The sequence below is a fragment of the Leifsonia poae genome, from assembly GCF_050632195.1.
Lineage (GTDB): Bacteria > Actinomycetota > Actinomycetes > Actinomycetales > Microbacteriaceae > Leifsonia > Leifsonia poae_C.
Window position 1 is genome coordinate 1762577 of sequence record NZ_CP192580.1, and the last position, 23525, is coordinate 1786101.

General features: G+C 68.5%; 19 protein-coding genes and 3 pseudogenes. 16 read left to right on the forward strand and 6 right to left on the reverse strand.

Features of this window, described 5'->3' with window-relative positions; genetic code table 11:
- Nucleotides 1–6: 6 nt before the first annotated feature.
- The 5 genes from ACQ86A_RS08930 (at nucleotide 7) to ACQ86A_RS08950 (ending at nucleotide 5680) form a co-directional block, all read left to right on the forward strand.
- Complete coding sequence (locus ACQ86A_RS08930; RefSeq protein ID WP_431280178.1) at nucleotides 7–456, forward strand: VanZ family protein; 450 nt, start codon at nucleotides 7–9, stop codon at nucleotides 454–456.
- A 41-nt stretch (nucleotides 457–497) separates the two neighbouring features.
- Nucleotides 498–1649: an LLM class flavin-dependent oxidoreductase gene (locus ACQ86A_RS08935; RefSeq protein ID WP_431280179.1), complete on the forward strand. Its 1152-nt coding sequence runs from the start codon at nucleotides 498–500 to the stop codon at nucleotides 1647–1649.
- Nucleotides 1649–2278 (forward strand): FMN reductase, encoded by a 630-nt coding sequence (locus tag ACQ86A_RS08940; protein ID WP_431280180.1) that lies wholly within the window; start codon nucleotides 1649–1651, stop codon nucleotides 2276–2278. Before ACQ86A_RS08935 ends, ACQ86A_RS08940 begins: the two co-directional genes overlap by 1 nt.
- 19 nt (nucleotides 2279–2297) lie before the next feature.
- Nucleotides 2298–3065, forward strand: coding sequence for a fructosamine kinase family protein (locus ACQ86A_RS08945; RefSeq protein ID WP_431280181.1), 768 nt, complete (start codon nucleotides 2298–2300; stop codon nucleotides 3063–3065).
- Nucleotides 3066–3379: 314 nt separating this feature from the next.
- Entirely contained in the window at nucleotides 3380–5680 is a 2301-nt protein-coding gene (locus ACQ86A_RS08950; RefSeq protein ID WP_431280182.1) for a polyribonucleotide nucleotidyltransferase, read from the forward strand.
- A 183-nt stretch (nucleotides 5681–5863) separates the two neighbouring features.
- On the opposite strand, the gene ACQ86A_RS08955 is transcribed toward ACQ86A_RS08950, so the two are convergent.
- Nucleotides 5864–6334 (reverse strand): Lrp/AsnC family transcriptional regulator, encoded by a 471-nt coding sequence (locus ACQ86A_RS08955; protein ID WP_431280183.1) that lies wholly within the window; start codon nucleotides 6332–6334, stop codon nucleotides 5864–5866.
- Nucleotides 6335–6567: 233 nt separating this feature from the next.
- Here ACQ86A_RS08955 and pdhA point away from each other — a divergent pair, with 233 nt between their 5' ends.
- The 3 genes and pseudogenes from pdhA to ACQ86A_RS08970 all read left to right on the forward strand — a co-directional run bounded on the left by pdhA (nucleotide 6568) and on the right by ACQ86A_RS08970 (nucleotide 10050).
- On the forward strand, nucleotides 6568–7683 hold the full coding sequence (gene pdhA / locus ACQ86A_RS08960) for a pyruvate dehydrogenase (acetyl-transferring) E1 component subunit alpha (RefSeq protein WP_431280184.1): 1116 nt from the start codon (nucleotides 6568–6570) through the stop codon (nucleotides 7681–7683).
- Nucleotides 7680–8690: an alpha-ketoacid dehydrogenase subunit beta gene (locus tag ACQ86A_RS08965; protein WP_431280185.1), complete on the forward strand. Its 1011-nt coding sequence runs from the start codon at nucleotides 7680–7682 to the stop codon at nucleotides 8688–8690. Before pdhA ends, ACQ86A_RS08965 begins: the two co-directional genes overlap by 4 nt.
- Nucleotides 8690–10050, forward strand: a pseudogene (locus tag ACQ86A_RS08970) (dihydrolipoamide acetyltransferase family protein). The gene ACQ86A_RS08965 and the pseudogene ACQ86A_RS08970 overlap by 1 nt, the downstream one beginning before the upstream one ends.
- Before the next feature lie 33 nt (nucleotides 10051–10083).
- Here ACQ86A_RS08970 and dapD read toward each other — a convergent pair.
- Nucleotides 10084–11077 (reverse strand): annotated as a pseudogene (dapD, locus tag ACQ86A_RS08975) (2,3,4,5-tetrahydropyridine-2,6-dicarboxylate N-succinyltransferase).
- A gap of 17 nt (nucleotides 11078–11094) precedes the next feature.
- On the opposite strand from dapD, the pseudogene dapE reads away from it, so the two are divergent.
- The 3 genes and pseudogenes from dapE to ACQ86A_RS08990 all read left to right on the forward strand — a co-directional run bounded on the left by dapE (nucleotide 11095) and on the right by ACQ86A_RS08990 (nucleotide 13711).
- Nucleotides 11095–12176 (forward strand): annotated as a pseudogene (dapE, locus tag ACQ86A_RS08980) (succinyl-diaminopimelate desuccinylase).
- A complete protein-coding gene (locus ACQ86A_RS08985) occupies nucleotides 12160–13446 on the forward strand; it encodes a hypothetical protein (protein ID WP_431280186.1) in 1287 nt (428 codons plus the stop codon). The pseudogene dapE and the gene ACQ86A_RS08985 overlap by 17 nt, the downstream one beginning before the upstream one ends.
- Before the next feature lie 91 nt (nucleotides 13447–13537).
- Entirely contained in the window at nucleotides 13538–13711 is a 174-nt protein-coding gene (locus ACQ86A_RS08990) for a DUF3117 domain-containing protein (protein WP_387060166.1), read from the forward strand.
- 69 nt (nucleotides 13712–13780) lie between these two features.
- Here ACQ86A_RS08990 and ACQ86A_RS08995 read toward each other — a convergent pair whose 3' ends face one another.
- Nucleotides 13781–14413: an O-methyltransferase gene (locus ACQ86A_RS08995; protein ID WP_431280187.1), complete on the reverse strand. Its 633-nt coding sequence runs from the start codon at nucleotides 14411–14413 to the stop codon at nucleotides 13781–13783.
- A gap of 81 nt (nucleotides 14414–14494) precedes the next feature.
- Between ACQ86A_RS08995 and ACQ86A_RS09000 the strand changes: the two genes are divergently transcribed.
- Genes ACQ86A_RS09000 through ACQ86A_RS09010 form a run of 3 tightly spaced genes read left to right on the forward strand, consistent with a single transcriptional unit; the run spans nucleotide 14495 to nucleotide 17739 of the window.
- Nucleotides 14495–14878, forward strand: a complete 384-nt coding sequence (locus ACQ86A_RS09000; protein WP_431280188.1) for a Sec-independent protein translocase TatB — start codon at nucleotides 14495–14497, stop codon at nucleotides 14876–14878.
- A gap of 46 nt (nucleotides 14879–14924) precedes the next feature.
- A complete protein-coding gene (locus ACQ86A_RS09005) occupies nucleotides 14925–16304 on the forward strand; it encodes an MFS transporter (protein WP_431280189.1) in 1380 nt (459 codons plus the stop codon).
- A complete protein-coding gene (locus ACQ86A_RS09010) occupies nucleotides 16291–17739 on the forward strand; it encodes a pyridoxal phosphate-dependent decarboxylase family protein (protein WP_431280190.1) in 1449 nt (482 codons plus the stop codon). Before ACQ86A_RS09005 ends, ACQ86A_RS09010 begins: the two co-directional genes overlap by 14 nt.
- A gap of 75 nt (nucleotides 17740–17814) precedes the next feature.
- Here the strand turns inward: ACQ86A_RS09010 and ACQ86A_RS09015 are convergent, their stop codons facing one another.
- Genes ACQ86A_RS09015 through ACQ86A_RS09025 form a run of 3 tightly spaced genes read right to left on the reverse strand, consistent with a single transcriptional unit; the run spans nucleotide 17815 to nucleotide 20822 of the window.
- The gene (locus ACQ86A_RS09015) at nucleotides 17815–18987 is read right to left on the reverse strand and encodes an Mrp/NBP35 family ATP-binding protein (RefSeq protein ID WP_431280191.1); all 1173 of its coding nucleotides are present in this window, start codon (nucleotides 18985–18987) and stop codon (nucleotides 17815–17817) included.
- Nucleotides 18980–19504, reverse strand: a complete 525-nt coding sequence (locus ACQ86A_RS09020; protein ID WP_431280192.1) for a DUF1003 domain-containing protein — start codon at nucleotides 19502–19504, stop codon at nucleotides 18980–18982. The genes ACQ86A_RS09015 and ACQ86A_RS09020 overlap by 8 nt, the downstream gene beginning before the upstream one ends.
- Nucleotides 19491–20822: a magnesium transporter MgtE N-terminal domain-containing protein gene (locus ACQ86A_RS09025; protein ID WP_431280193.1), complete on the reverse strand. Its 1332-nt coding sequence runs from the start codon at nucleotides 20820–20822 to the stop codon at nucleotides 19491–19493. Before ACQ86A_RS09025 ends, ACQ86A_RS09020 begins: the two co-directional genes overlap by 14 nt.
- A 58-nt stretch (nucleotides 20823–20880) precedes the next feature.
- Between ACQ86A_RS09025 and ACQ86A_RS09030 the strand changes: the two genes are divergently transcribed.
- Nucleotides 20881–21579, forward strand: a complete 699-nt coding sequence (locus ACQ86A_RS09030; protein WP_431280194.1) for a general stress protein — start codon at nucleotides 20881–20883, stop codon at nucleotides 21577–21579.
- A gap of 89 nt (nucleotides 21580–21668) precedes the next feature.
- The gene (locus ACQ86A_RS09035; protein ID WP_431280195.1) at nucleotides 21669–23489 is read left to right on the forward strand and encodes an ATP-binding protein; all 1821 of its coding nucleotides are present in this window, start codon (nucleotides 21669–21671) and stop codon (nucleotides 23487–23489) included.
- The last annotated feature ends 36 nt before the right edge of the window (nucleotides 23490–23525 follow it).

Here is a 23525-nt window from a genome sequence, read left to right on the forward strand (position 1 = left end):
TGAGGGATGACCCGCCGCCATCCCGTGCTCAGCATCCTGACGGTGGCGTATCTGCTCGCCGTCGGCTGGCTCACGCTCGGGCCGCAGCCGGTGGATGCCGGACCGAACGGTTTCGTGCGCCAGATCCTCGCCCTGATGCGGCAGAGTCCGGTGACCTCGTGGCTGACGTACGACGGCGTCGAGTTCACTGCGAACGTCGTGCTGTTCGTGCCGATGGGCGTGCTCTTCACCCTGCTGTTCGGACTGCGCCGCTGGTGGATCGCCCTGGTGATCGGTGTCGCGGCCACCTGTCTCATCGAGGGTGTGCAGCTGTTCATCCCGACCAGAGTGAGCGACGTGCGCGACCTCGTCGCGAACACACTCGGGACCCTGTTCGGCATCGCGATTGTGGCTCTTATCGCTCGCGTGAGACGCCCATCACCGGCCCGGGAATACTCCGGGACCGATCCCCGTTGAAGCCGATATCCATGCAAACGCATTGAATGGGAGCAGGCAAAATGCAGTTCGGTATCTTCAGCGTCGGCGACATCACCACCGACCCCACCACCGGTCAGACCCCGACCGACGCTTCGCGGTTGCAGGACGTCTTGACGATCGCCCAGCATGCCGAAGAGGTGGGACTGGACGTGTTCGCGATGGGCGAGCACCACAACCCGCCGTTCTTCCCGTCGAGCCCGGTCGCGATCAACAGCTACCTTGCGGCGAAGACCAACCGCATCATCCTGTCGACGGCCACGACGCTCATCACGACCAACGACCCGGTGCGCATCGCCGAGGAGTACTCGATGCTGCAGCACCTCTCCGGCGGCCGCATGGACCTCACGCTCGGCCGCGGCAACACCGGCCCCGTGTATCCCTGGTTCGGTGAGGACATCCGCCAGGGCATCCCGCTCGCCATCGAGAAGTATGCTCTGCTGCGCAGGCTGTGGACCGAGGACTTCGTCGACTGGGAGGGCAAGTTCCGCACCCCGCTGCAGGGCTTCCAGTCCACTCCGCGCCCCCTCGACGACGTGCCGCCTTTCGTCTGGCACGGCAGCATCCGGAGCCCTGAGATCGCCGAGCAGGCCGCGTTCTACGGCGACGGATTCTTCGCGAACCACATCTTCTGGCCCGCGTCCCACACCGCTCAGATGATCGCGCTCTACCGTCAGCGGTTCGAGCACTACGGACACGGCACCGCCGCGCAGGCGATCGTCGGCCTCGGCGGGCAGGTGTTCATGCGCAAGAACTCGCAGGACGCCGTCAGCGAGTTCCGCCCGTACTTCGACAATGCCCCGGTCTACGGCCACGGCCCGTCGCTCGAGGAGTTCACCTCGCAGACGCCGCTCACCGTCGGCAGCCCGCAGGAGGTCATCGATCGTACGCTCGGCTTCCGCGACTACGTCGGCGACTATCAGCGCCAGCTCTGGCTCATGGACCACGCCGGTCTGCCGCTGAAGACCGTGCTCGAGCAGCTCGACATCCTCGGCGCGGAGGTCGTGCCCGTGCTCCGCAAGGAGTTCGACGCGCTGCGTCCCGCCGGGGTTCCGGATGGGCCCACTCACGCCGCCATGGTCGCCGAGCGCGACGCGGCCGAGCTGGCCGACGCCGAAGCTGCATCCACGCCCACGTCCGCCGCGTCGGACACCCTCGCTTCGGAGGTGAAGTGATGACCACCCGTAAGATCGCCGTCGTCTCTGCCGGCCTCAGCCAGCCGTCGTCGACCCGGCTCCTGACCGACCGGCTCGCAGAGGCGACGGTCCGCCGGCTTCACGAGCAGGGCATCGAGACCGAGGTGAAGGTCATCGAACTCCGGGATGTGGCGGTCGACGTCACGAAGAATCTCCTGGCAGGCTTCCCCAGCCCGGCCCTCGCCGACGTCATCGAGACGGTCACCGGGGCTGACGGACTCATCGCGGTGTCGCCGATCTTCACCACGAGCTACAGCGGGATGTTCAAGTCGTTCTTCGACGTGATCGACCCGACCGCCCTCGAGGGCATGCCGATCGCGCTGGGTGCGACGGGCGGAACCGAACGTCACTCCCTGGCGCTCGAGTACGCCATGCGCCCCATGTTCACCTACCTCCACGGCGTGGTCGTGCCCACCTCGGTGTACGCGGCCTCCGCCGACTGGGGGAGCGGGGCGGACACGGTGAAGGCGCTTCCCGACCGCATCGAGCGCGCGGCGGGTGAGCTCGCGGCCCTGGTTGCGGCATCCGACCGCTCGGAGCTGGTGAAGGATCCGTTCGCCCTCGACGGCGACTTCGCGACAATGCTCGGAGGGTTCTCGGCTGACTAGAGCCGAGTACATTCGGGGCATGCCGGCGGAGACCCTCGTCAAGCAGCGAATCGACGCCCCGCCTCGCTTCTTCGAAGCGGAGGCCGCGGGGCTGAACTGGCTCGCAGCGGCGCGGGGCGCTCGTGTCGTCGAAGTGATCGACGTGTCGCCAGGGCGCATCGAGCTGGTGCGCATCCGGGAGACACAGCCGGCTCGGGATGCGGCACGAGCGTTCGGTGCGGCGCTCGCCGTGACCCACACGGGCGGCGCCGACGCTTTCGGTGCGCCGCCGACAGGCTGGGACGGGCCGCTCTTCATCGGAAAGCGGCCCCTTCCCGTTGCGGACGAGAGCAGCTGGGGGCGGTTCTACGCGCGCGACCGCATCCTGCCGTACCTCGGCATCGCCGCGCATGCGGGAGGAGTGTCCCGCGACGAGGCGACCGTCGTCGAGCTCGCTGTCGATCGGATCGACGCGGGCGAGTTGGACGACGGGGAGCCACCGGCGCGCATCCACGGTGACCTCTGGCACGGGAACCTGCTTTGGGATGCGCACGGCGGCATCCTGATCGATCCTGCGGCCCACGGCGGCCACCGCGAGACGGACCTCGCGATGCTCGCGCTCTTCGGTGCGCCGTATCTCGACGACATCGTCGCCGCCTACGATGAGTCCCGGCCGCTGCGTGCGGGCTGGCGGCAACGCATCCCGCTGCATCAGCTGCATCCGCTCGTCGTGCACGCGGCGTCTTACGGGCCGTCGTACGGTCGTGCCCTGGCGGAAGCGGCGCGCGAAACCCTGGCTCTGCCGTAAATCCGGCCCCACCTGTTAGGATTCATGAGGTTGGCTGTATGCCGACACAACTGAATACCGAGCACTATACGGAGCAGGCTGGCAGGAGCTGGTCCTCGGTGGTGGTATCCGGATGCGCGCAGTGACATCACTGGCAGGCGCAACCGTGTATTTCTACTGATGGCCAGACGGGCACCGACCCCCGACGTACGCACGTCGCGAGGTGAGCCGCACGTTCACGCTGCACAAGCGTGTCGATCTGCCTGTTCCCCTGCTCCGATGTATGAGTCGCCGCCCACACGGGGCTGCGACGTAAAACAAAGGAGAAAGACCTCTTGGAAGGTCCCGAAATCAAATTCGCCGAAGCCGTTCTCGACAACGGACGCTTCGGCACTCGCACGGTCCGGTTCGAAGCCGGCCGTCTCGCCCAGCAGGCTCAGGGCGCCGTCGCCGCCTACCTCGACGAGGAGACCATGCTGCTGAGCGCGACCAGCGCCAGCAAGCACCCGAAGGACAACTTCGACTTCTTCCCGCTGACCGTCGACGTCGAGGAGCGGTCGTACGCGGCCGGCAAGATCCCCGGCTCGTTCTTCCGTCGTGAGGGACGTCCCTCGACCGAGGCCATCCTCGTGTGCCGTCTGATCGACCGGCCCCTGCGCCCGTCGTTCGTCGACGGCCTCCGCAACGAGGTGCAGATCGTCATCACAGTTCTGAGCATCGCTCCGGACGAGTTCTACGACGCTCTCGCGATCAACGCGGCCTCGATGTCGACCCAGATCTCCGGCCTGCCCTTCAGCGGCCCGATCGGTGCTGTGCGCCTCGCGCTCATCCCCGGCAACGGTGCTGCCGAAGACCAGTGGATCGCGTTCCCGAAGGCTTCGCAGCTCGAGGAGGCCGTCTTCGACATCGTCGTCGCCGGTCGCGTGATCACCGACGCCAACGGCAACGAAGACGTCGCGATCATGATGGTCGAAGCCGAAGCGACCGAGGGCAGCTGGAACCTCATCCAGGGCGGCGCCACCAAGCCGAACGAAGAGGTCGTGGCCCAGGGCCTCGAGGCTGCGAAGCCGTTCCTCAAGCAGCTCGTGGGCGCGCAGAACGTGCTCGCCGAGCAGGCTGCTAAGGCGATCGCCGAGTACCCGGTCTTCCTGCCGTACTCGCAGGACACCTACGACAACGTCGCGGGCCTCGCCTACGACGAGCTCGTCAACGTGTACCAGATCGCTGACAAGATCGAGCGTCAGAACGCCGACGACGCCCTCAAGGACCGCGTCAAGGTCGCTCTGACCGAGAAGGTCGAAGCCGGTGCGCTCGACGCCGAGGTGCTCACGCAGTTCTCGGCCGCGTACAAGTCGGTCTCGAAGGTCGTCATGCGTGGCCGCGTGCTGCGCGAGGGCATCCGAATCGACGGTCGTGGCCTCACCGACATCCGTCCGCTCGACGCCGAGGTGCAGGTCATCCCGCGCGTTCACGGTTCGGCGATCTTCCAGCGCGGTGAGACCCAGATCCTGGGCGTCACCACGCTGAACATGCTCAAGATGGAGCAGCAGATCGACTCCCTGTCGCCGGTGACGAAGAAGCGTTACCTGCACCACTACAACTTCCCGCCGTACTCGACCGGTGAGACCGGCCGCGTCGGTTCGCCGAAGCGTCGCGAGATCGGGCACGGCTTCCTGGCCGAGCGCGCCCTCGTGCCGGTTCTGCCGAGCCGCGAGGAGTTCCCGTACGCGATCCGTCAGGTGTCCGAGGCTCTCGGCTCCAACGGCTCGACCTCGATGGGTTCCGTCTGCGCCTCGACCCTGTCGCTGCTGAACGCCGGTGTGCCGCTGCGCGCACCCGTCGCCGGCATCGCCATGGGCCTCATCTCCGACACCGTCGACGGTGAGACGCGCTACGCGGCTCTCACCGACATCCTGGGTGCCGAGGATGCGCTGGGCGACATGGACTTCAAGGTCGCCGGAACGAGCGAGTTCGTCACCGCGATCCAGCTCGACACCAAGCTCGACGGCATCCCGTCGGCCGTGTTGGCCGGTGCGCTGAAGCAGGCGAAGGATGCTCGTACGACCATCCTGAGCGTGCTGAACGCCGCGATCGACCAGCCCGACGAGATGGCCCCGACCGCGCCCCGCGTGATCTCGGTGCAGATCCCCGTCGACAAGATCGGTGAGCTGATCGGCCCGAAGGGCAAGACGATCAACGCGATCCAGGACGAGACCGGCGCCGACATCTCCATCGAGGAGGACGGCACCGTCTACATCGGTGCTGTCGACGGCCCGTCGGCCGAGGCTGCCCGTGCCCAGGTGAACGCGATCGCGAACCCCACCAACCCGGAGGTCGGCGAGCAGTTCCTCGGAACCGTCGTCAAGATCGCCGCGTTCGGTGCGTTCGTCTCGCTGCTGCCCGGCAAGGACGGCCTGCTGCACATCTCCGAGGTGCGCAAGCTCGCCGGTGGCAAGCGCGTCGAGAACGTCGAGGACGTGCTCGGCGTCGGCCAGAAGATCCTGGTCGAGATCACCAAGATCGACGACCGCGGAAAGCTGTCGCTCGCCCCGGTTCTCGCCGAGGCTGACGAGGCTGACACGCACGGCCGCGACGCCGCCAGCGAGGGCCCCACGGCTCCCGCCGAAGGCGAGTAGCCACACCCGCACGACCCGAAGGCCGCGCCGACTCCCGTCGACGCGGCCTTCGCCGTCTCCGCTCCGCGCCGCTCCGCTGCTCCGACTCCGTCGTCGCTCAAACGCAATCGAGTCCGGGAGAAATCCCGCTAACCGCCCAGCGGTAGCGGGATTTCTCCCGGACTCGATTGCGTTAGGGGTGAGCTAGCGGAGGGCGTCGCGGGCGAGGAGGGGGTGGAGGCGGAACGGGATGAGCTCGCCCATGTCGAGCGCGGTCTCGGCGCGCTCGACGCCGTCGCAGGCCTGGATCGCGCCCGTGATCCGGAAGAGATCCTCGGCGTCGGTGCAGACCACGCGCACGAGCAGATCCGACGGTCCGCTGAGCCCGTGAGCCTGCACGATCTCCGGGATGGTCGACAACTGCTCCACGATCGTGGCCAGCTTCTGCTGCTGCACGTGCACCGTCACGAACGCGGCGAGCGGGTACCCGGCCGCGTTCGCGCTGATGCGCCGATCGAACGACAGGAACACCCCCGATCGCTCGAGTGCGGCCATCCGCGACTGCACCGTGTTGCGGCTCAGTCCGAGCCGGTCGGCGAGGGTCACGTTGGTCGATCGTGGGTCGTCCGTCAGGGCGACCAGGATGCGCCGGTCCGTGCTGTCGATGCTGGGCATAGTGCGAAACGTAGCACGACGCGACACGCCGGGATAGTGCATCCTGCTCACTCGACACGCCGAGAGTTGTGCTGGGTGACCTCTCGGCGTAGCGTTCGAGGTAATTCCGGCAAAGAGGCCGGAAGCCGGTTCGCGGTGCCAAAAGCATGCGACCGGGCTCGAGTGTGAAGGTTGCGTGAACCGTGACGATCGACAATCAGCCTGATATCAGAAGCCGCGATGAGAACATCCGGATGGACGACGTTCACCTGGGCGAGTTGAGCCTCGGCGAGATCGACACGGTGCAGCTCCTGACCCCCTCCGGGGAGCGGTTGAGCGACGTGCGCTACGACGCCTGGGTCTCCGACATCGGCGACGACCAACTGCTCTCGCTGTACGAGGACATGGTCGTCGTACGCCGCATCGACACCGAGGCGACCGCCCTGCAGCGCCAGGGCGAACTCGGCCTGTGGCCGCCGCTCCTCGGCCAGGAAGCCTCCCAGATCGGCTCCGGCCGCGCCCTGCGCGCCGACGACTTCGTCTTCTCCAGCTACCGCGAGAACGGGGTCGCATACTGCCGCGGCGCCGGCCTCACCGACCTCGTACGCGTCTGGCGCGGCACGACCCAGTCCGGCTGGAACCCTTACGACATCAACATGGCGACACCACAGGTGATCATCGGCGCTCAGACCCTCCATGCGACCGGATACGCGCTCGGGATCCAGGCCGACGGCACCGACTCCGTCGCTGTCGCCTACTTCGGCGACGGCGCCACCAGCGAGGGTGACGTGACCGAGGCCATGATCTTCGCCGCAACGTATTCCGCACCCGTGATCTTCTTCTGCCAGAACAACCAGTGGGCGATCTCCGAGCCGGTGGCACTGCAGGCGCAGCGGCCGATCGCCGAGCGGGCACCGGGCTTCGGCATCCCGAGCGTCCGTGTCGACGGCAACGACGTGCTCGCGGTGATGGCCGTGACGCGCTCGGCGCTCGACCGCGCCCGCAACGGCGGCGGTCCCACGTTCATCGAGGCCGTCACCTATCGGATGGGACCGCACACCACGGCTGACGACCCGACCCGTTACCGCGACCCGGCCGAGCTCGAGCAGTGGAAGGGCAAGGATCCGATCGCGCGCGTCGAGGCCTATCTCGCCGCCCGAGGGATGCTCACGGCCGAGAACACCGAAGCCGTCGCGGCGACCGCCGATCATGTCGCGGCAGAGCTGCGTGCCGGATGCGTCGCGCTGCCCGACCCCGACCCGATGACCGTCTTCGACAATGTGTACGCCGAGAGCCACACCGGTATCGCGCGCCAGCGCGATCACTACAGCCGCTACCTGCGTACGTTCGTCGGGGGTGACAGTCGATGACGACCCTGACCATGGCCAAGGCGATCAACGCCGGCCTCCGCAAGGCGCTCACGAGCGACGACCGCGTCGTGCTCATGGGTGAGGACATCGGCACGCTCGGCGGCGTCTATCGCGTCACAGACGGCCTGCAGACCGAGTTCGGACCTCGCCGCGTGATGGATTCGCCGCTCGCCGAATCCGGGATCCTCGGCACCGCCGTCGGCATGGCATACCGCGGCTACCGACCGGTCGTCGAGATCCAGTTCGACGGCTTCATCTACCCCGCCTTCGACCAGATCGTCAGCCAGGTCGCACGGATGCACTATCGAACCAGCGGTGCGGTCAAGATGCCGATCACCATCCGAGTCCCCTTCGCGGGAGGGATCGGTGCGGCCGAGCACCACTCCGATTCTCCCGAGGCGTACTTCGCTCACGCGGCAGGCCTGCGCGTGGTCAGTCCGTCCGATCCCGAGGATGCGTACACGCTCATCCAGCAGGCCATCGCCTCCGACGACCCCGTGCTCTACTTCGAGCCCAAGCGCCGCTACCACGTGAAGGGCGAGGTGGACGAGGATGCGCCGCTCGCCGACGCCCGCCCGATGGGCACTGCACGGGTCGTCACTCCAGGCACGGATGTCACTCTGGTCACCTACGGCGGTGTCGTGCAGATCGCGAAGGATGCGGCGGTCGCCGCGGCCGACGACGGCGTCTCCGTCGAGGTGATCGACCTGCGCTCGCTCTCGCCGCTCGACCTCGACACAGTGATCGCCTCTGTCCGCAAGACCGGCCGTCTTGTCGTCTCGCACGAGGCCCCTCTCTCCGGAGGTATCGGAGCCGAGGTCGCCGCGGCGATCACCGAGCGCTGCTTCTACCACCTGGAGCACGCGCCGGTTCGCGTGACCGGCCACGACATCCCGTACCCCGCAGCGAAGCTGGAGAGCGCGCACCTTCCCGACCTGGACCGCATCCTGGACGGCATCGATCGCGTGCTCGACCGCCCGAACTCGCTGACCGGGGTGGAGGACTGATGACGATCATCAAAGACTTCGCTCTGCCCGACCTCGGCGAGGGTCTCACCGAGTCCGAGCTGGTCAACTGGCTGGTCGCCGTCGGCGACACCGTGCGGCTGAACCAGATCATCGCCGAGGTGGAGACCGCGAAGGCCCTCGTCGAGCTGCCAGCACCCTGGGCGGGAGTCATCTCGCGCCTGTACGTCGAGCCCGGCGTGACGGTGTCGGTCGGCGAGCCGATCGTCGCGTTCGAGGTGGAGGGGATGCGCCGGCCACGGCGCCCGCTCCTGTCACCGAAGCCGCGGCTTCGGCCGAGGTCGCTGCGCCGGCTGTCGCGGACCTTCCCGAACCGAATCTCGTCGGCTACGGTGCGAAGGCCGACTCCGGCGCTCGCCCGGCCCGGCGCGCCCGCCCGGGTCTCGCCGGCGCGCCGGTCGTCACGGCTCCGGCTCAGGTGTCCGCTCCGACTACCGTGTCGGCTCCGGATGCGCCGGAGCGGCCGCGCTCGACCCCACCCGTGCGCAAGCTGGCCCGCGAGCGCGGAATCGATCTCGCCGCCATACCCGGGACCGGTGACCGCGGGCTCGTCACCCGCCACGACGTCGAGTCCTTCGCCGCCCAAGGCGATGCGCCCGCCCCGCCCCCAACGGCGACCGCGACCACCCCCTCCGGTGGCAACCGCGAGCGACGCATCCCGATCCGGGGCGTCCGCAAGCTCACCGCCGACGCGATGGTCCGCAGCGCCTTCACCGCCCCGCACGCCACCGTGTTCCTCACCGTCGACGTCACCCCGACGACCGACCTTCTCGACCGTCTGAAGGCTCGTCGCGAGTTCGCCGACAGCCGACCGGGTCTGCTGGCAGTCGTCGCCAAGGCTCTCTGCCTCGCTGTCCGTCGCACGCCGTCGGTGAACGCGCGCTGGGAGGAGGACGCGCAGGAGATCGTCGAGTTCGGCTACGTGGATCTCGGGATCGCGGCTGCGACGCCGCGCGGGCTCGTCGTGCCGAGCATCCCCGACGCCGACGCGCTCAGCCTCGCGGAGCTGGCTTCGAGCATCCGGGAACTCGCCGAGACGGCCCGTGCCGGGCGTACCAAGCCCGAGCGGCTGGCCGGCGGCACGATTTCGATCACCAATGTCGGGGTGTTCGGCGTCGACGCAGGCACGCCCATCCTGACGCCGGGTGAGGCAGCGATCCTCGCGCTCGGGGCGGTGCGTCGCCAGCCGTGGGAGTTCAACGGTGAGATTGCGCTGCGGAATGTCGTCACGCTCGCCCTCTCGTTCGACCATCGGGTGGTCGACGGCGAGCAGGCGGCGCGGTTCATCGCCGACATCGGCCAGATTCTGTCCGACCCCGCGGCCGTGCTCACGATGATCTGAAGGGCGTCAGGCGCGGCGCACGCGTAATGCGCCTCAGGCGTGCAGCGCCGCGTTCAGCTCGATGCCGCCGCCGGAGCGCTGGAGCACCTCGACGGCGCCGCTGATCGAGTTGCGCCGGAAGAGCAGTCCGGGAACGCCGGACAGCTCGAGGGCCTTCACCGTCTGCGGGCGGCCATCGGCGGTCGGCGCTCCGCCGACCACGACGACCTTGGTGCCCGCGGTGACATAGAGGCCGGCCTCGACCACCGTGTCGTCGCCGATCGAGATGCCGATGCCGGAGTTGGCCCCGAGGAGCGCTCGTTCGCCGATCGCCACGCGCTGCGATGCCACCGCCCGACAGAGTGCCCATGATGGATGCGCCGCCACCGATGTCCGAGCCATCGCCGACGACGACGCCCTGCGAGACGCGTCCCTCGATCATCGAGGTGCCGAGGGTGCCCGCGTTGAAGTTCACGAAGCCCTCGTGCATGACGGTGGTGCCGGGAGCGAGGTGCGCGCCAAGGCGGACGCGGGACGCATCCGCGATCCGCACCCGCTCGGGCGTGACGTAGTCGAGCAGCCGCGGGAACTTGTCGATCCCGGTCACGGTGATGCCCGCACGCTGCAGCTGTGGCCGCAGGCGGTTGAAGTCGGCGGGATGCACGGGGCCGGCGTTCGTCCACGTCACGATGGGCAGGTGGCTGAAGATCCCGTCCAGGTTGATGGTGTTCGGGGCGACGAGCAGGTGCGAGAGCAGGTGCAGGCGCAGGTAGGCGTCGGGGGTGGATGCGGGGGCTGCATCCAGGTCGATGTCCACCGTCACGATGTCGATGCGCACGTTTCGGCGTGCGTCGTCGCCTGCGAGCGCTTCGAGCTCGGCCGGTGCGATCCAGCGGTCGCGTCCGGCGGGCAGACCGCCGAGCTTCGGCTCCGGGAACCAGGTGTCGAGCACGGTGCCGTCGCCGGCGACGGTGGCCAGTCCATAGCCCCAGGCGTGGCGTGAGGCGGATGCGGGCGCGGCGGATTCGGAGGAAACGTCGGAGGGCATGCCCCTAGATTAGTAGGGTGCCTCTCGACCTCACCGCTTCCTCGATCGACATCACCCGCCAGATCTGCGACATCGAGTCGGTGTCCGGCAATGAGAAGGAGCTCGCCGACGCGATCGTCGCTGCTCTCGAGGGCTTCGACCATCTGGAGATCATCCGCGACGGCGACACCGTGGTGGCCCGCACGAATCTGGGTCGCGACCGTCGGGTCGTCATTGCGGGACACATCGACACCGTGCCTCTCAACAACAATCTGCCGACCCGGTTCGAGACCGAGAACGGCATCGAGTACCTCTGGGGCCGCGGCACGGTCGACATGAAGTCGGGTACCGCCGTGCAGCTGAAGCTCGCCGCCGAGCTCACGAACCCCGCCATCGACGTGACGTGGATGTGGTACGACCACGAAGAGGTCTCGAACGACCTCAATGGGCTCGGCCGCCTCGCTCGCAACCGCCCCGACCTGTTCGTGGGCGACTTCGCGATCCTCGGCGAGCCGAGCAACGGCGTGGTCGAGGGCGGCTGCAACGGCAACCTCCGGGTGGAGGTGCGCACCTACGGTCTGCGTGCACACTCGGCGCGCGGCTGGATCGGCGACAACGCGATCCACAAGGCTGCGGCGATCCTCGACAAGCTGGCAGCATACGAGGCACGTGAGGTCGAGGTCGACGGGCTGGTGTACCGCGAGGGCCTGAACGCGGTCGGGATCTCCGGGGAGTGGCGGGCAACATCATCCCCGACGAGTGCATGGTGCACATCAACTACCGTTTCGCTCCTAGTCGCAGCTCGGAGGAGGCGATCGCGCACATGCACGAGCTGTTCGGCGAGTACGACATCACCGTGGTCGATCGTGCGGACGGCGCCCGGCCCGGCCTCGACGCTCCGCTCGCGCAGGAGTTCCTCTCTGCAGTCGGCGGTGTCGCGAAGCCCAAGTACGGCTGGACGGATGTGGCACGCTTCTCGGCCCTCGGCGTCCCCGCGGTCAACTACGGCCCGGGCGACCCACTGAAGGCGCACGCCGACGACGAGCAGGTCGAGGTCGAGCAGATCACCGCCGTCGAGGCCGGTCTGAGGGCCTGGCTGACCGGTGTCCCGCGCAGCTGACGGGCCGAGCGCCGGGGAGGTGACCGCGGCCGGTGATCTCGCCGAGGCCGATGTCGTCGATCGCGGCGGCTCGGCCGACGGTCGGGCATCGTGGTGGTCGCGCTGGTGGGTGCGGGTGCTCGTCGTCTACGCGGTCAGTCGCGTCGTCACGACGACTGTTCTGCTGATCCTGGCGAGCGTTCAAGGCGCGAATCCCTGGACGGCCGCGCGGCCCGGCTACTTCGACTTCGCCGCGATCTGGGACGGCCGGTGGTACAACATCGTCTCGATCGCCGGATACCCGAGCACGCTCCCGATCGTCGACGGCCACGTGACCGAGAACGCCTGGGCTTTCCTGCCGGTCTACCCGGCGCTCGTCAATGTCGTCCAATTCGTGACCAGGATGCCGTGGCAGGTCGCCGCGGTACTCCTGTCGGTCGTGTGCGGTGCTGGTGCAGCCCTGCTGTTCTACCGGCTGCTGCGACGCCTCGCATTCTCGGCCTCGACAAGCCTTTTCGCTGTGGTTCTCTTCTGCGTCGCCCCCGTGTCGCCGTTGTTCCAGCTCGCATACGCCGAGTCGCTGTACATCTTCCTGTTGGCGGCGGCTCTGCTTCTCGTGGTCGAGCGGCGGTACGGGATGCTGTTCCCCGTCGTCGCGATCATGGCGTTCACGCGGCCGAGCGGCCTCGCATTCGCGCTCGCGCTGGGCCTCCATGTGATCTACCGCTGGGTCGTCCGCCGAAAGGACCCGTTCCCGCTCAGGGAACGCGTACTGAGCGTCTCCCTGACCGTCTTCAGTGCGATCGCCGGGCTCGCCTGGCCGGCGATCGCCGGACTCGTCACGGGAGACCTCACGGCATACACCGACACTGAGCTGGCCTGGCGGTCCGTGTACATCGGCTGGGTCCACCTCGTTCCGTTCGCGCCGTGGTTCCAGGGTGCGGACTGGTGGTTCGTGACCATGCTCGGCCTGCCGTCGTGGCTGGGCATCCTGACACTCGTCGTCGTCATCGTGCTGTTCGCTGTAGTGCTGTTCGCTCCTGCTGTGCGGCGGCTCGGGGTCGACGTGCGGTTCTGGCTGATCGCGTACTCGGTCTACCTGTTAGCCGTCTTCTTTCCGCAGTCGAGCACGTTCCGGCTGCTGATGCCGCTGTTTCCGCTGCTCGGCGTGCTCGCCCTGCCGAAGAACAAGGTGTACCGGGGCGGGATCGTCGTGCTTTTCCTCGCGTTGCAGGTCGGCTGGCTGCTGATCGCGTGGGGGGTCGACGGCGCCGACTGGACACCCCCGTGATCGCGTCGCCTGATGTCGGGGTAGACACACGATTTCCGCGCTCTGGCACCGATGACAGATAATAGAAGGACATCCACGAAAGGGGAGCTGCATGGCGGCCATGAAGCCGAGGACCGGGGACGGGCCAATGGAGGCTGTGAAGGAGGGTCGGCTCATCATCGTGCGAGTACCGCTCGAAGGTGGCGGAAGACTCGTCGTCTCGGTTAACGACGCGGAAGCGAAAGAGCTGCACGACGCGCTAGCCAGCGTCGTAGCTTCCTCATAGAACGCACCCGAAAGAACGGGCCCCGCTGGGGCCGTTCTGTGTATCCCGAGGGCGTGGTTGCCTGGTCCGCTACGGCGCGAGTTTCGTGATCTGCAGCAGTCCGTCGCCCGCGAGCGACAACGCACTGATGACGGCTCCGGATGCGGCGGTCTCGGTGATCAACGTGCGGAACCCGGTCGCGACGTCGTCCCGCTGAGCAGGGTCAGAGACGCGGCCTTTCCAGAGAGCGTGAGCGACGAGCACGGTGCCGCCGGGTCGCGCCAGGCGCAGACCGTGCTCCACGTACTCGATGACCGACTGCGGGTCGGCGTCGATGAAGACGATGTCGTACGAGTTCTCGTTCATCCTGGGCAGCACATCGAGTGCTCGGCCGGTGATCAGCCGCACCCGGTTGGACGAGATGCCCGCCTCGGTGAAGAGCCCGCGCGCATACTGCTGGTTCTCGAGCTCGGAGTCGATCGAGGTGAGCTGCGCACGTGTCCCGCCCGTGAGAAGCCACAGGCCGGACACTCCCGCGCCGGTGCCGATCTCGACGATGTTCTCGGCGTTCGTCGCGGCAACCACGACGGCGGCCTGAGCGCCGACGCTCGGCGCGATGGGCTCGATTCCGAGTTCCAGCGACTGCTGTCTCGCGCGGGCGATGACCTCGCTCTCGACGATGACGTCGTCGGCGAATTTCCAGTTCGAATCTTTGTCCGACACAGTGCTCCCGATGGTCTCGTGCCCCAGGATACGGCGAAGCCTCGCGGCTTTCGCGCAGGCGATCCGCGTTACTCTTATCTCGTGTTTGGATTGACCTTCGAGAAGCTGCTGATCATCGGTGTGATCGCTGCGTTTCTGATCGGTCCCGAACGCCTTCCGCTTTACGCGGGCAAGCTCCGTCAGTTCGTGCGTTCGCTGCGCGATTTCGCCGACGGTGCCAAGGTCCGGATGCGCGACGAGATGGGCCCCGAGTTCGACGAGGTCGACTGGAAGAAGCTCGACCCCCGGCAGTACGACCCGCGCCGCATCATCCGCGAGGCCCTGCTCGAGGACGGCCCCGCATCCGGTGCCGGCGGTACGGTCGCGGCCACCGCGATCAAGCCCGTCACCGAGTCGGCGTATGCGCAGCGCAAGCGCAAGCTGCAGGAGGGCGCTGTTCCGCCGTTCGACACGGAAGCGACATAGCCGCAGCCGAACGCCGCGAGGCCCCCGCATCCAATAGCATTCGGGAATGATCGCAACGGAGCAGTTGCTCACCCGACGAACGATCGCGCAGTACGCCATCGGCTCCCTGGGAACGGGCGGCTTCGCCACCCTTCCCGGGCTCGTGCTCGTCTACTATCTGACCGACACCCTCGGGGTAGCGGCCCTCGTGGCGGGCGTCGTCGTCACGGTCGCCAAGATCTGGGACGTGATCATCGACCCCGTCATCGGCGCCCGCTCCGATCGGATGCTCCTGCGCCGTGGCACTCGACGCCCGATGATGATGCTCGGGGCAATCACACTGCCGGTGTTCTTCATCGTCACCTTCGCTGTTCCGCCGGGCACGGCGACGGTGGCCGCCGCGATCTGGGTACTCATCTCGTTCGTGCTCACGGCGACCGCGTTCAGCCTGTTCCAGGTGCCGTACATCGCGCTGCCGGCCGAGCTCGCCTCCGGATACGACCAGCGCACGCGCCTGCTCACCTGGCGCGTCGTCGTACTGACGTTCGCGATCCTCCTCTTCGGCGCGGGTGGCCCGGCGCTGCGGTCGCTCGGCGGCGACAACAAGTTCGCGGGCTACCTGCTGATGGCGCTCGTCGCCGGCGTGGTCATCGGCGTCGGGATGTTCATCTCGAGTTTCGTCGCACCGCGCGGGCGACCGGCTGAGGTGCTGCCGCCCAAGGAGAGCATCCTGAGCACGCTGCGCTCGAACTACGCGGCAGGTATCAGGGTGCTGCGGGACAGCCAACCCTTCCGGGCTCTGCTGCTGACCTTCCTGCTGCAGGGGCTCGCCACCGGCGTGATGTTGGCCGGCGCGAACTACGTTGCCACCTGGGTGCTGCACTCCGAGGATGCGGTCACGTTCCTGTTCGTCGCGCTGATCGGTCCGGCGCTGGTCGTCACCCCGCTCTGGGCTGTCGTGTCACGGCGGATCGGCAAGGAGCAGGGATTCGTGCTGGCGAGCATCCTGTTCGGCGTCGCGGCACTCTCGATGATCGTGCTGCTCTGGGCGCCGGGACCCTGGGTGTACCTGCCTGTCGCCCTCGTCGGCGCCGGGTACGCCGGTATGCAGTCGTTGCCGATGGCGATGCTGCCCGACGTCATCTCGCACGACGCAACGGTGAACGGCGAAGGCAGAGCCGGAACGTTCGGCGGCATGTGGACGGCTGGCGAGACAACGGGGATGGCGCTGGGTGCGACCGTGCTCACCGTCGTGCTCGCTGTCACCGGCTACATCGCCCGCAGCGCCAGTCCGGCGGTTGTCGCAGCCGGGGAGACCCAGCCCGCCAGCGCCGTCGCGGGGATCGTGCTGAGCTTCAGTCTCGTGCCCGCCGCGATCGTCGCACTCAGCCTCATCCCGCTCGCCCGCTACCGTCTTCGCAAGGAGGACATCGATGGTCGCCTTTGACTCTGCCGCGATTCTGTCCCGGCTCGCCGCGCTGAGGGCAGGCGACGCACCGACCCACGGTGGGCGCGTGCTCAGCTACGTCTACGACTCGGGGCTCGCCGAGGTGGACGAGCTCGCCGCCCAGGCCGTGCGGCTCGTGCAGCCGGTCAACGGGCTCGATCCGACGACCTTCACCTCCGTCGCCGTCATGGAACGCGAGGTGATCGGCTTCGCGCGCGAACTGCTCCACGGCGCCGACGATGTCGTGGGGTCTGTGACCACCGGTGGGACCGAATCCTGTCTCCTGGCGGTCAAGACCGCACGCGATGTCTGGCGGGCAGCCGGAGGCACGGGCCGGGCACGTCTGATTGCGCCGGTCACGGTGCACGCGGCGTTCCACAAGGCCGCGCACTACTTCGATCTCGAGCTCGACCTGGTGCCGGTCGACCCAGCGACGGGGGCGCTCGATCCCGATGCCCTCATCGCGCGGTTGGGTCCGGATGTGGCGCTCGCGGTGGTCTCGGCCCCCTCGTACCCGTTCGCCGGGCTCGATCCGGTGGAGGTCGTCGCAGCCGCCTGCGACGACGCCGGGGTCGCTTGCCACGTCGATGGCTGCATCGGCGGCTGGATCCTTCCGTTCTGGCGCGCAGCCGACGGATCGCCGCTGCCGCTCTGGGACTTCCGAGTTCCCGGGGTGACGAGTGTCTCGGCAGACCTGCACAAGTTCGGCTACGCGCCCAAGGGCGCCAGCGTGCTGCTCCAGCGAGGGCGCGATCGCCAGCGCACGCAGTACTTTGCGACCACCGGATGGCCCGGCTACCCGGTGGTGAACCCGACCATGCTCGGCTCCAAGTCCGCGGGCGCGCTTGCCGCATCCTGGGCCATCGTGCAGGCGCTGGGCGCGAGGGGCTTTGCGGAGCTCGCAGAATCGTGCCGCCGCGCCACCGCGGCGCTGACCGACATCATCTCGGACATCGAGGGCCTGCGGATCGTGGGGGACCCGGTCGGGCCGCTGCTTGCCGTGGCGACCGACGAATCCGTGCCGGAGGATCGACGCGTCGACCCGCACCACTGGGCCGACCGCGCCCATCGCCGGGGCTGGCAGCTTCAGCTGCAACCGGGGCTCGCGCAGGCGGACGGCACGCGCCTTCCGCACACCACGCATCTCACGATCACGCCGGTCACGGAGCAGCGCGTCGACGAACTCGAGGCGGCGCTCCGCGCATCCGCCGATGAGGTGCGCGGTGTGCCGAGAGCAGATGCCTCGGCCGTACTCGGGGCGTTGCCCAGCGGGCTGGCGGATGCGCCCCTCGACTCGGAGACGGCAGCAGGCCTCCTCGAGGCGATCGGCCTCGCCGGCTCGGGGATGCGACCGGCGCGCGTCTCCCGGACGAGCTCGCGCCGTTCCTCGCCCTCGTCGAGGCCCTCCCGCAGGCGCTCACCGAGCGGCTGCTGATCGAGCTGCTCGCTCGGATCGTGGAACCGACGTCCGACTAGCGGGGTTGCGACTGCCGGGCCGCTCGGCCCCGGTTCAGGTGACCGTCAGGCCCAGCTTGCGACCCGCGAGGCCGCGGCCGCGAGTGGCGAGGCGGTCGGCGACGGCGCGGATGGCCAGGGCCGCCGCGTCGGCCGGATCGGTGACGACGATGGGCGCTCCCTGGTCGCCTCCGGCGCGCAGCGGGATGCTGAGGGGCACGGATGCGAGGAGCGGCACGGCCTTGTCCTGACCGACCGACAGTCGCCGGGCGACCTCCGCGCCGCCGCCCGAGCCGAAGAGCTCCAGCACCGTGCCGTCGGGCTGTGGGAGGCCCGCCATGTTCTCGATGACCCCGACCACGCGCTGGCCGGTCTGCCGCGCGACGACGCCGCTCCGCTCGGCAACGTCGGCCGCTGCCGGCTGGGGCGTGGTCACCACGAGGACCTCCGCGTTCGGCAGCAGCTGTCCGATCGAGATCGCGACGTCGCCGGTGCCCGGCGGGAGGTCGAGGAGGAGCACATCCAGATCGCCGAAGTAGACGTCGCCGAGGAACTGCTGGATAGTGCGGTGCAGCATCGGACCGCGCCAGGCGACGGCCGCGGATGACGAGTCGACGAACATCCCGATCGACACGACCTTCACGCCGTAGGCGATCGGGGGCAGGATCATGTCGTCGACGCGCGTCGGGCGCGGCGCCGCGCCCGAGGCATCGACGAGTCCCAGGATGCCCGGGATCGAGAAGCCGTGAACGTCCGCATCCACGATCCCGACGCGGAGACCCCGCTCGGCGAGCGCGACGGCGAGATTGGCGGTGAGTGTGGACTTTCCGACGCCGCCCTTGCCGCTCGTGACCGCGTAGACGGTCGTGAGCGAGTCCGGTCCGAACTGCTGGACCCTGGCCGCGCGCCCGCCGCGGAGCTTTTCGGTGAGCGCTGCTCGCTCCTCGCGCGTCATCACCGAGACGTCGACGGAGACATCTGTGACACCGGGCACGCTCGCGGCGGCCGTGCGCACATCCCGTTCGATCGTGTCGGCGGCCGGGCAGCCCACGATGGTGAGCTTGACTGCGATCGACGCATGGCCGGCATCGTCGACGCTGATCGCGCCGAGCATGTCGAGGTCGGCGATGGGCTTGCGGATCTCAGGGTCGATCACGCCGCCGAGCGCGCGCTCCACGGCGGTCGTGAGCTCGGCGGCCGTGCGATCGTCGGCAGCGGAGTCAGGCACGGGCGTTCTGGTCCTCGTCGTCGTCGCGCTTGTCGAGGTCTTCGAGCAGCGCCCGCAACTCGGCACGGATGAAGTCCTTCGTGGCCATGTCCTTCACGGCCAGCCGCAGGGCGACGACCTCACGGGCGAGGTACTCCGTGTCGGCGAGGTTGCGTTCTGCGCGCTGCCTGTCCTGTTCGATCTGCACGCGGTCGCGGTCGTCCTGACGGTTCTGCGCGAGCAGGATGAGCGGAGCGGCATACGACGCCTGCAGTGACAGGACGAGGGTCAGCGCGATGAACCCGAGCGCGAACGAGTCGAAGCGCCAGGCCGCCGGCGCGAGCGTGTTCCAGAGGATCCAGAACGCCACGAAAACGGTCAGGCCGAGGATGAACCATGGCGTGCCCATCGCCCGTGCGATCCACTCGGTGAAGCGGCCGAACCGATCGCTCGGCTCGAGGGTGCCACGACGCGGGAGAACGCGGGTGCGCAGGCCCTTGGGCGAGTCGAGTCTGGTGTCCTGCTTATCTCGGGCCATTGCCGCTCCTCCTTCCGTTCGTGATCGGGATGCTGCCGGTCTGATCGCTCACCGCCGGGCGTTTCAGCAGGCGTTCGTCGTCTTCGTCGTCACGACTTCGCCAGTCGTCGGGCAGCAGGTAGTCGAGGATGTCGTCAATGGTCACCACCCCGACCAGGCGATGGTTGTCGTCGACAACGGGGACGGAGACGAGGTTGTAGCTCGCCAGGATGCGGGACACCTCGGCGGCGCTGGTGTCGGCCTTGACCGGCTCCAGACTCGGGTCGAGCAGCGTGCCGAGCCGCACGTGCGGCGGATAGCGGAGCATCCGCTGGAAGTGCACCATGCCGAGAAAACGGCCGGTCGGAGCCTCATACGGAGGCAGCGTAACGCAGACCGCCGCGCCGAGCGCGGGAGCGAGCTCGTGGCGCCGGATGAGCGCCAGCCCCTCCGCGACGGTGGCGTCGGCCGAGACGATGATCGGCTCGGTCGTCATCAGACCACCGGCGGTGTCGGGGGCGTAAGTCAGCAGCATCCTGACGTCCTCGGCCTCTTCGGGCTGCATCAGCTCGAGCAGGTGCTCGCCGCGCTCGTCGGAGAGCTGGGCGATGAGGTCGGCGGCATCGTCGGGCTGCATCTGGTCGAGCACATCCGCTGCCCGGTCGTCGTCTAACTGGGCCAGGATGTGCACCTGCTCGCTTTCGGGCATCTCCTCGAGCACGTCGGCCAGACGGTCGTCGGGGAGTTCTTCCGCGACCTCCAGCATCCGCGCCTGCGGCAGGTCGAGCAGGGTGTTCGCGAGGTCGGCGGGCTTCAGCTCCGAGAAGGTCGCGATGAGCTGTTCGGCGGACTGCGCCTCGCCACCGACCTGCTTCTCGCGCACCTCGTCCCAGGTGACGAACGCGGTCGGGCCCTTGCCGAACGGCGACGAACCGGTCTTCGGGCGGCGCACGAAGAGCTGGCCGATCGCCCACTCGCCGGTGGGGGACTCCTCGATCGCAACATCCTCGATGGTGGCCTCGCCGCTGCCGTCCGTCAGGACGACCCGGCGGCCGAGCAGTTCGGCGATCACCCGCACCTCGCCGCCGCGCTGCTCGAAGCGACGCACGTTGATGAGTCCCGTCGTGATGATCTGCCCGCTGCCGATGCTGGTGACCCGGCCGATCGAGACGAACACGCGACGCTTGCCGGGGATCTCGACGATGAGTCCGACGACGCTCGGCGGATCGCTCTTGCGGTAGACGACCAGGACATCGCGCACCTTACCCACGCGATCGCCGGTGGGGTCGAAGACGGTGCTCCCGGCGAGACGGGCGACGAAGACTCGGGTTGCACTCACATGTAACAACTTAAGCCCTCAGAGGTTGCTTCACGGGCCCGGGTGTCAGAATGGTGCGATGACCACACCGAGTCCGATGAACGGACGAAACCGCGGCCTCTTTCCCACCCTGCCCCGGGGCGAGATCATCGCCACGTACGAGACGTACCCCGAGGCGCAGCAGGCCGTCGATGTGCTCGCCCGCGCGGACTTCCCGGTCGATAAGGTCTCCATCGTCGGCAGCGACCTGAAGAGCGTCGAGCGCGTCACCGGCAAGCTCAGTTGGGGACGCGTCGCGATCGCGGGTGCCGCATCCGGTGCCTGGCTCGGAATCTTCTTCGGACTGCTCCTCGTGATCTTCTCGCCGAGCGTCAGCTATGCGTTCGTGATCGCCGCCGTGCTGATCGGCGCCGGCTTCGGGATGCTCTTCGGCATCGTCTCGTACTCGATCAACCGTCGCAGGCGCGACTACACCTCGGTGATGCAGGTTCTCGCAACGAGCTACTCCGTGCTGGTGGACCCGGAATTCGCCAACCGGGCGCGCAACCTCGAGCAGAACGGCGCGTCGAGCGGCGCGTACGTGCACCCGTCCGACGTGCCGGTGGCACCTCATCCGTCTGACCCGCCTCCCGCTCCGGCGCCGCCGGCCGCAGCCCTGCCCGCGGGTGCTCCGCAGCCGCCGTATGGCGAAGCGCAGCCCCAGCCGCCGTACGGGCAGCCCGAGCCGCCGACGGCGCCTCCCGGCGCACAGCCCTCGGACGGTCAGAACAGGTCGTAGCCACGAGCGCGCCCGGCATTGTCCCGGGGCGCGTGCAAGGCGCATGATGAAGACGCACGCCTGACCCGCAGACGTCGATGAGGACCGTCATGAAGGCCGAGAACCCGATCGAGCATTCCAGCGCGGACAGCGTCCGCGCGCAATTCGACACTCTGGCTGCGATGGCCGGCGACCTCGCCGGGCACTTCGCCCTCGAACCGTTGCTCGAGCGCATCCTGCGTCATACGCTCGCGCTGCTCGGTTGCGAGAACGGGTCGATCTGCACGGTCGACGAGGCGGCGGGAAGCTACCGCAAAGAAGTGGACCTCGGCGTCGGGTGCCAGTCGGGGCAGGTCTTCCCGCTCGACGAGGGCGTGACGGGGGAGGTTGTCCGGGCTCGTGGCTCCGTGATCTTCGCCGAGTACGCGCAGGTGCGCGGCGGACACATCGACGGGCCGGAACGGTCGCTGTTGCACGGGACGATCGGCGTGCCCATCCGGTGGAGCGGATCGATCATCGGGGCCTTCGTGCTCTTCAGCCGCGACCCGGAACGGAGGTTCACGGCTGCCGATGCCCTGCTGCTGGAGCGCTTCGCAGCTCACGCGGCGATCGCGATCACGAACGCCCGCCTCCATGCGGTCGCCGAGGCGCGGGCACGCGAGGCGGCTGTCGCCGCCGAGCGCGAGCGGGTGGTTCGGGATGTGCACGACACGGTCGGCCGCGGGCTGGCCGACATCCTGCTCAACGTCGACGAGGCCGACCGTCGGGTGGCGACCGGGCTCGACCCGCGAGCAGCCCTCGCGCAGGCGAGGACGGCGGCGCGTTCCGCGCTCAGCGAGACGCAGCGCACGGTGCTCGGGCTCGGGCCGGAGCCGCTCGACAGCCACTCGCTGAGCGAAGCGATCGCGTTGGAGCTCGGTTGGGCCGAATCGGCGGCAGGCCTGCAGACGCGACTCGTCGTCGTCGGCGAGCCCGGTGCGCTGGCGGCCGAGACGGTACGGCAGGTGTTCCGGATCGTGCAAGAGTCTCTGACCAATGTGGTCGAGCACGCGGCGGCCAAGAGCGTACGGGTCGGGCTCGTCTATGGAGACGGCGAGGTCACGGTTCTCGTCGACGACGACGGTCACGGTTTCGATGTGGCGAGTCTGACTCAGGCGCCGCGCCGGCCCCTTCGCGGGCTCGGGCTCCAAGGTCTGGCAGCGCGCGCTCAGCACCTGGGCGGAACCGTGCACATCGAATCGACGCCGCAGTGGGGGACCAGGGTGCGGGCGGAGCTGCCCGTCGAACCGCCGACGCGGGATGACGCGGCTCATGCGCGCTGGCAGGTGCTCGTCGTGCACTCGAGCGCGATCATCCGGTCGGGGCTCGTGCGCATGCTCGGTCTGTCCGAGCCGGACATCCAGGTGGTCGGGGAGGTCCCCGACGCCAAGAGCGCCGTCGAGGCGTACGACCTGCTGCGTCCGAACGTCGTGCTCGCCGACCTCGACCTGCCGCACATCGACGGGGTGCAGCTCACTGCGCATCTGCGTGCCGCCGACCCCGGTGCCCGCATCGTGCTGCTGATCGGGTCCGTCACCGACGACCGGTTGCTCGGAGCGACCGGGGTGGGAGCAGCGGGCTTCGTCGAACAGGATTCCGATGCCGCCGCGATCGCCCGCAGTGTGGTCGCTGCCGCTCGCGGTGACATCCTCCTGAGCCCAGCGTTCCTCAGCCGGTTCACGGTCGCGCTCACCGGTGGCGCCGCCGATGCCCTGACCGCCCGAGAGCGCGAGGTCAGGGCTCTCGTCGAGCTCGGGATGCCCGACAAACTGATCGCCGGCGAGCTCGGGATCTCCGTGAAGACCGTCGAGAAGCACGTCGGCTCCGTGCTCAGGAAGACCGGTGCAGCCAACCGCACCGAGCTCGCCGGGCGCTCCTCCTCCCACCGCTGACGGCCGCCGCCGTCCGCCCCACCGGCGGCCGCTTGC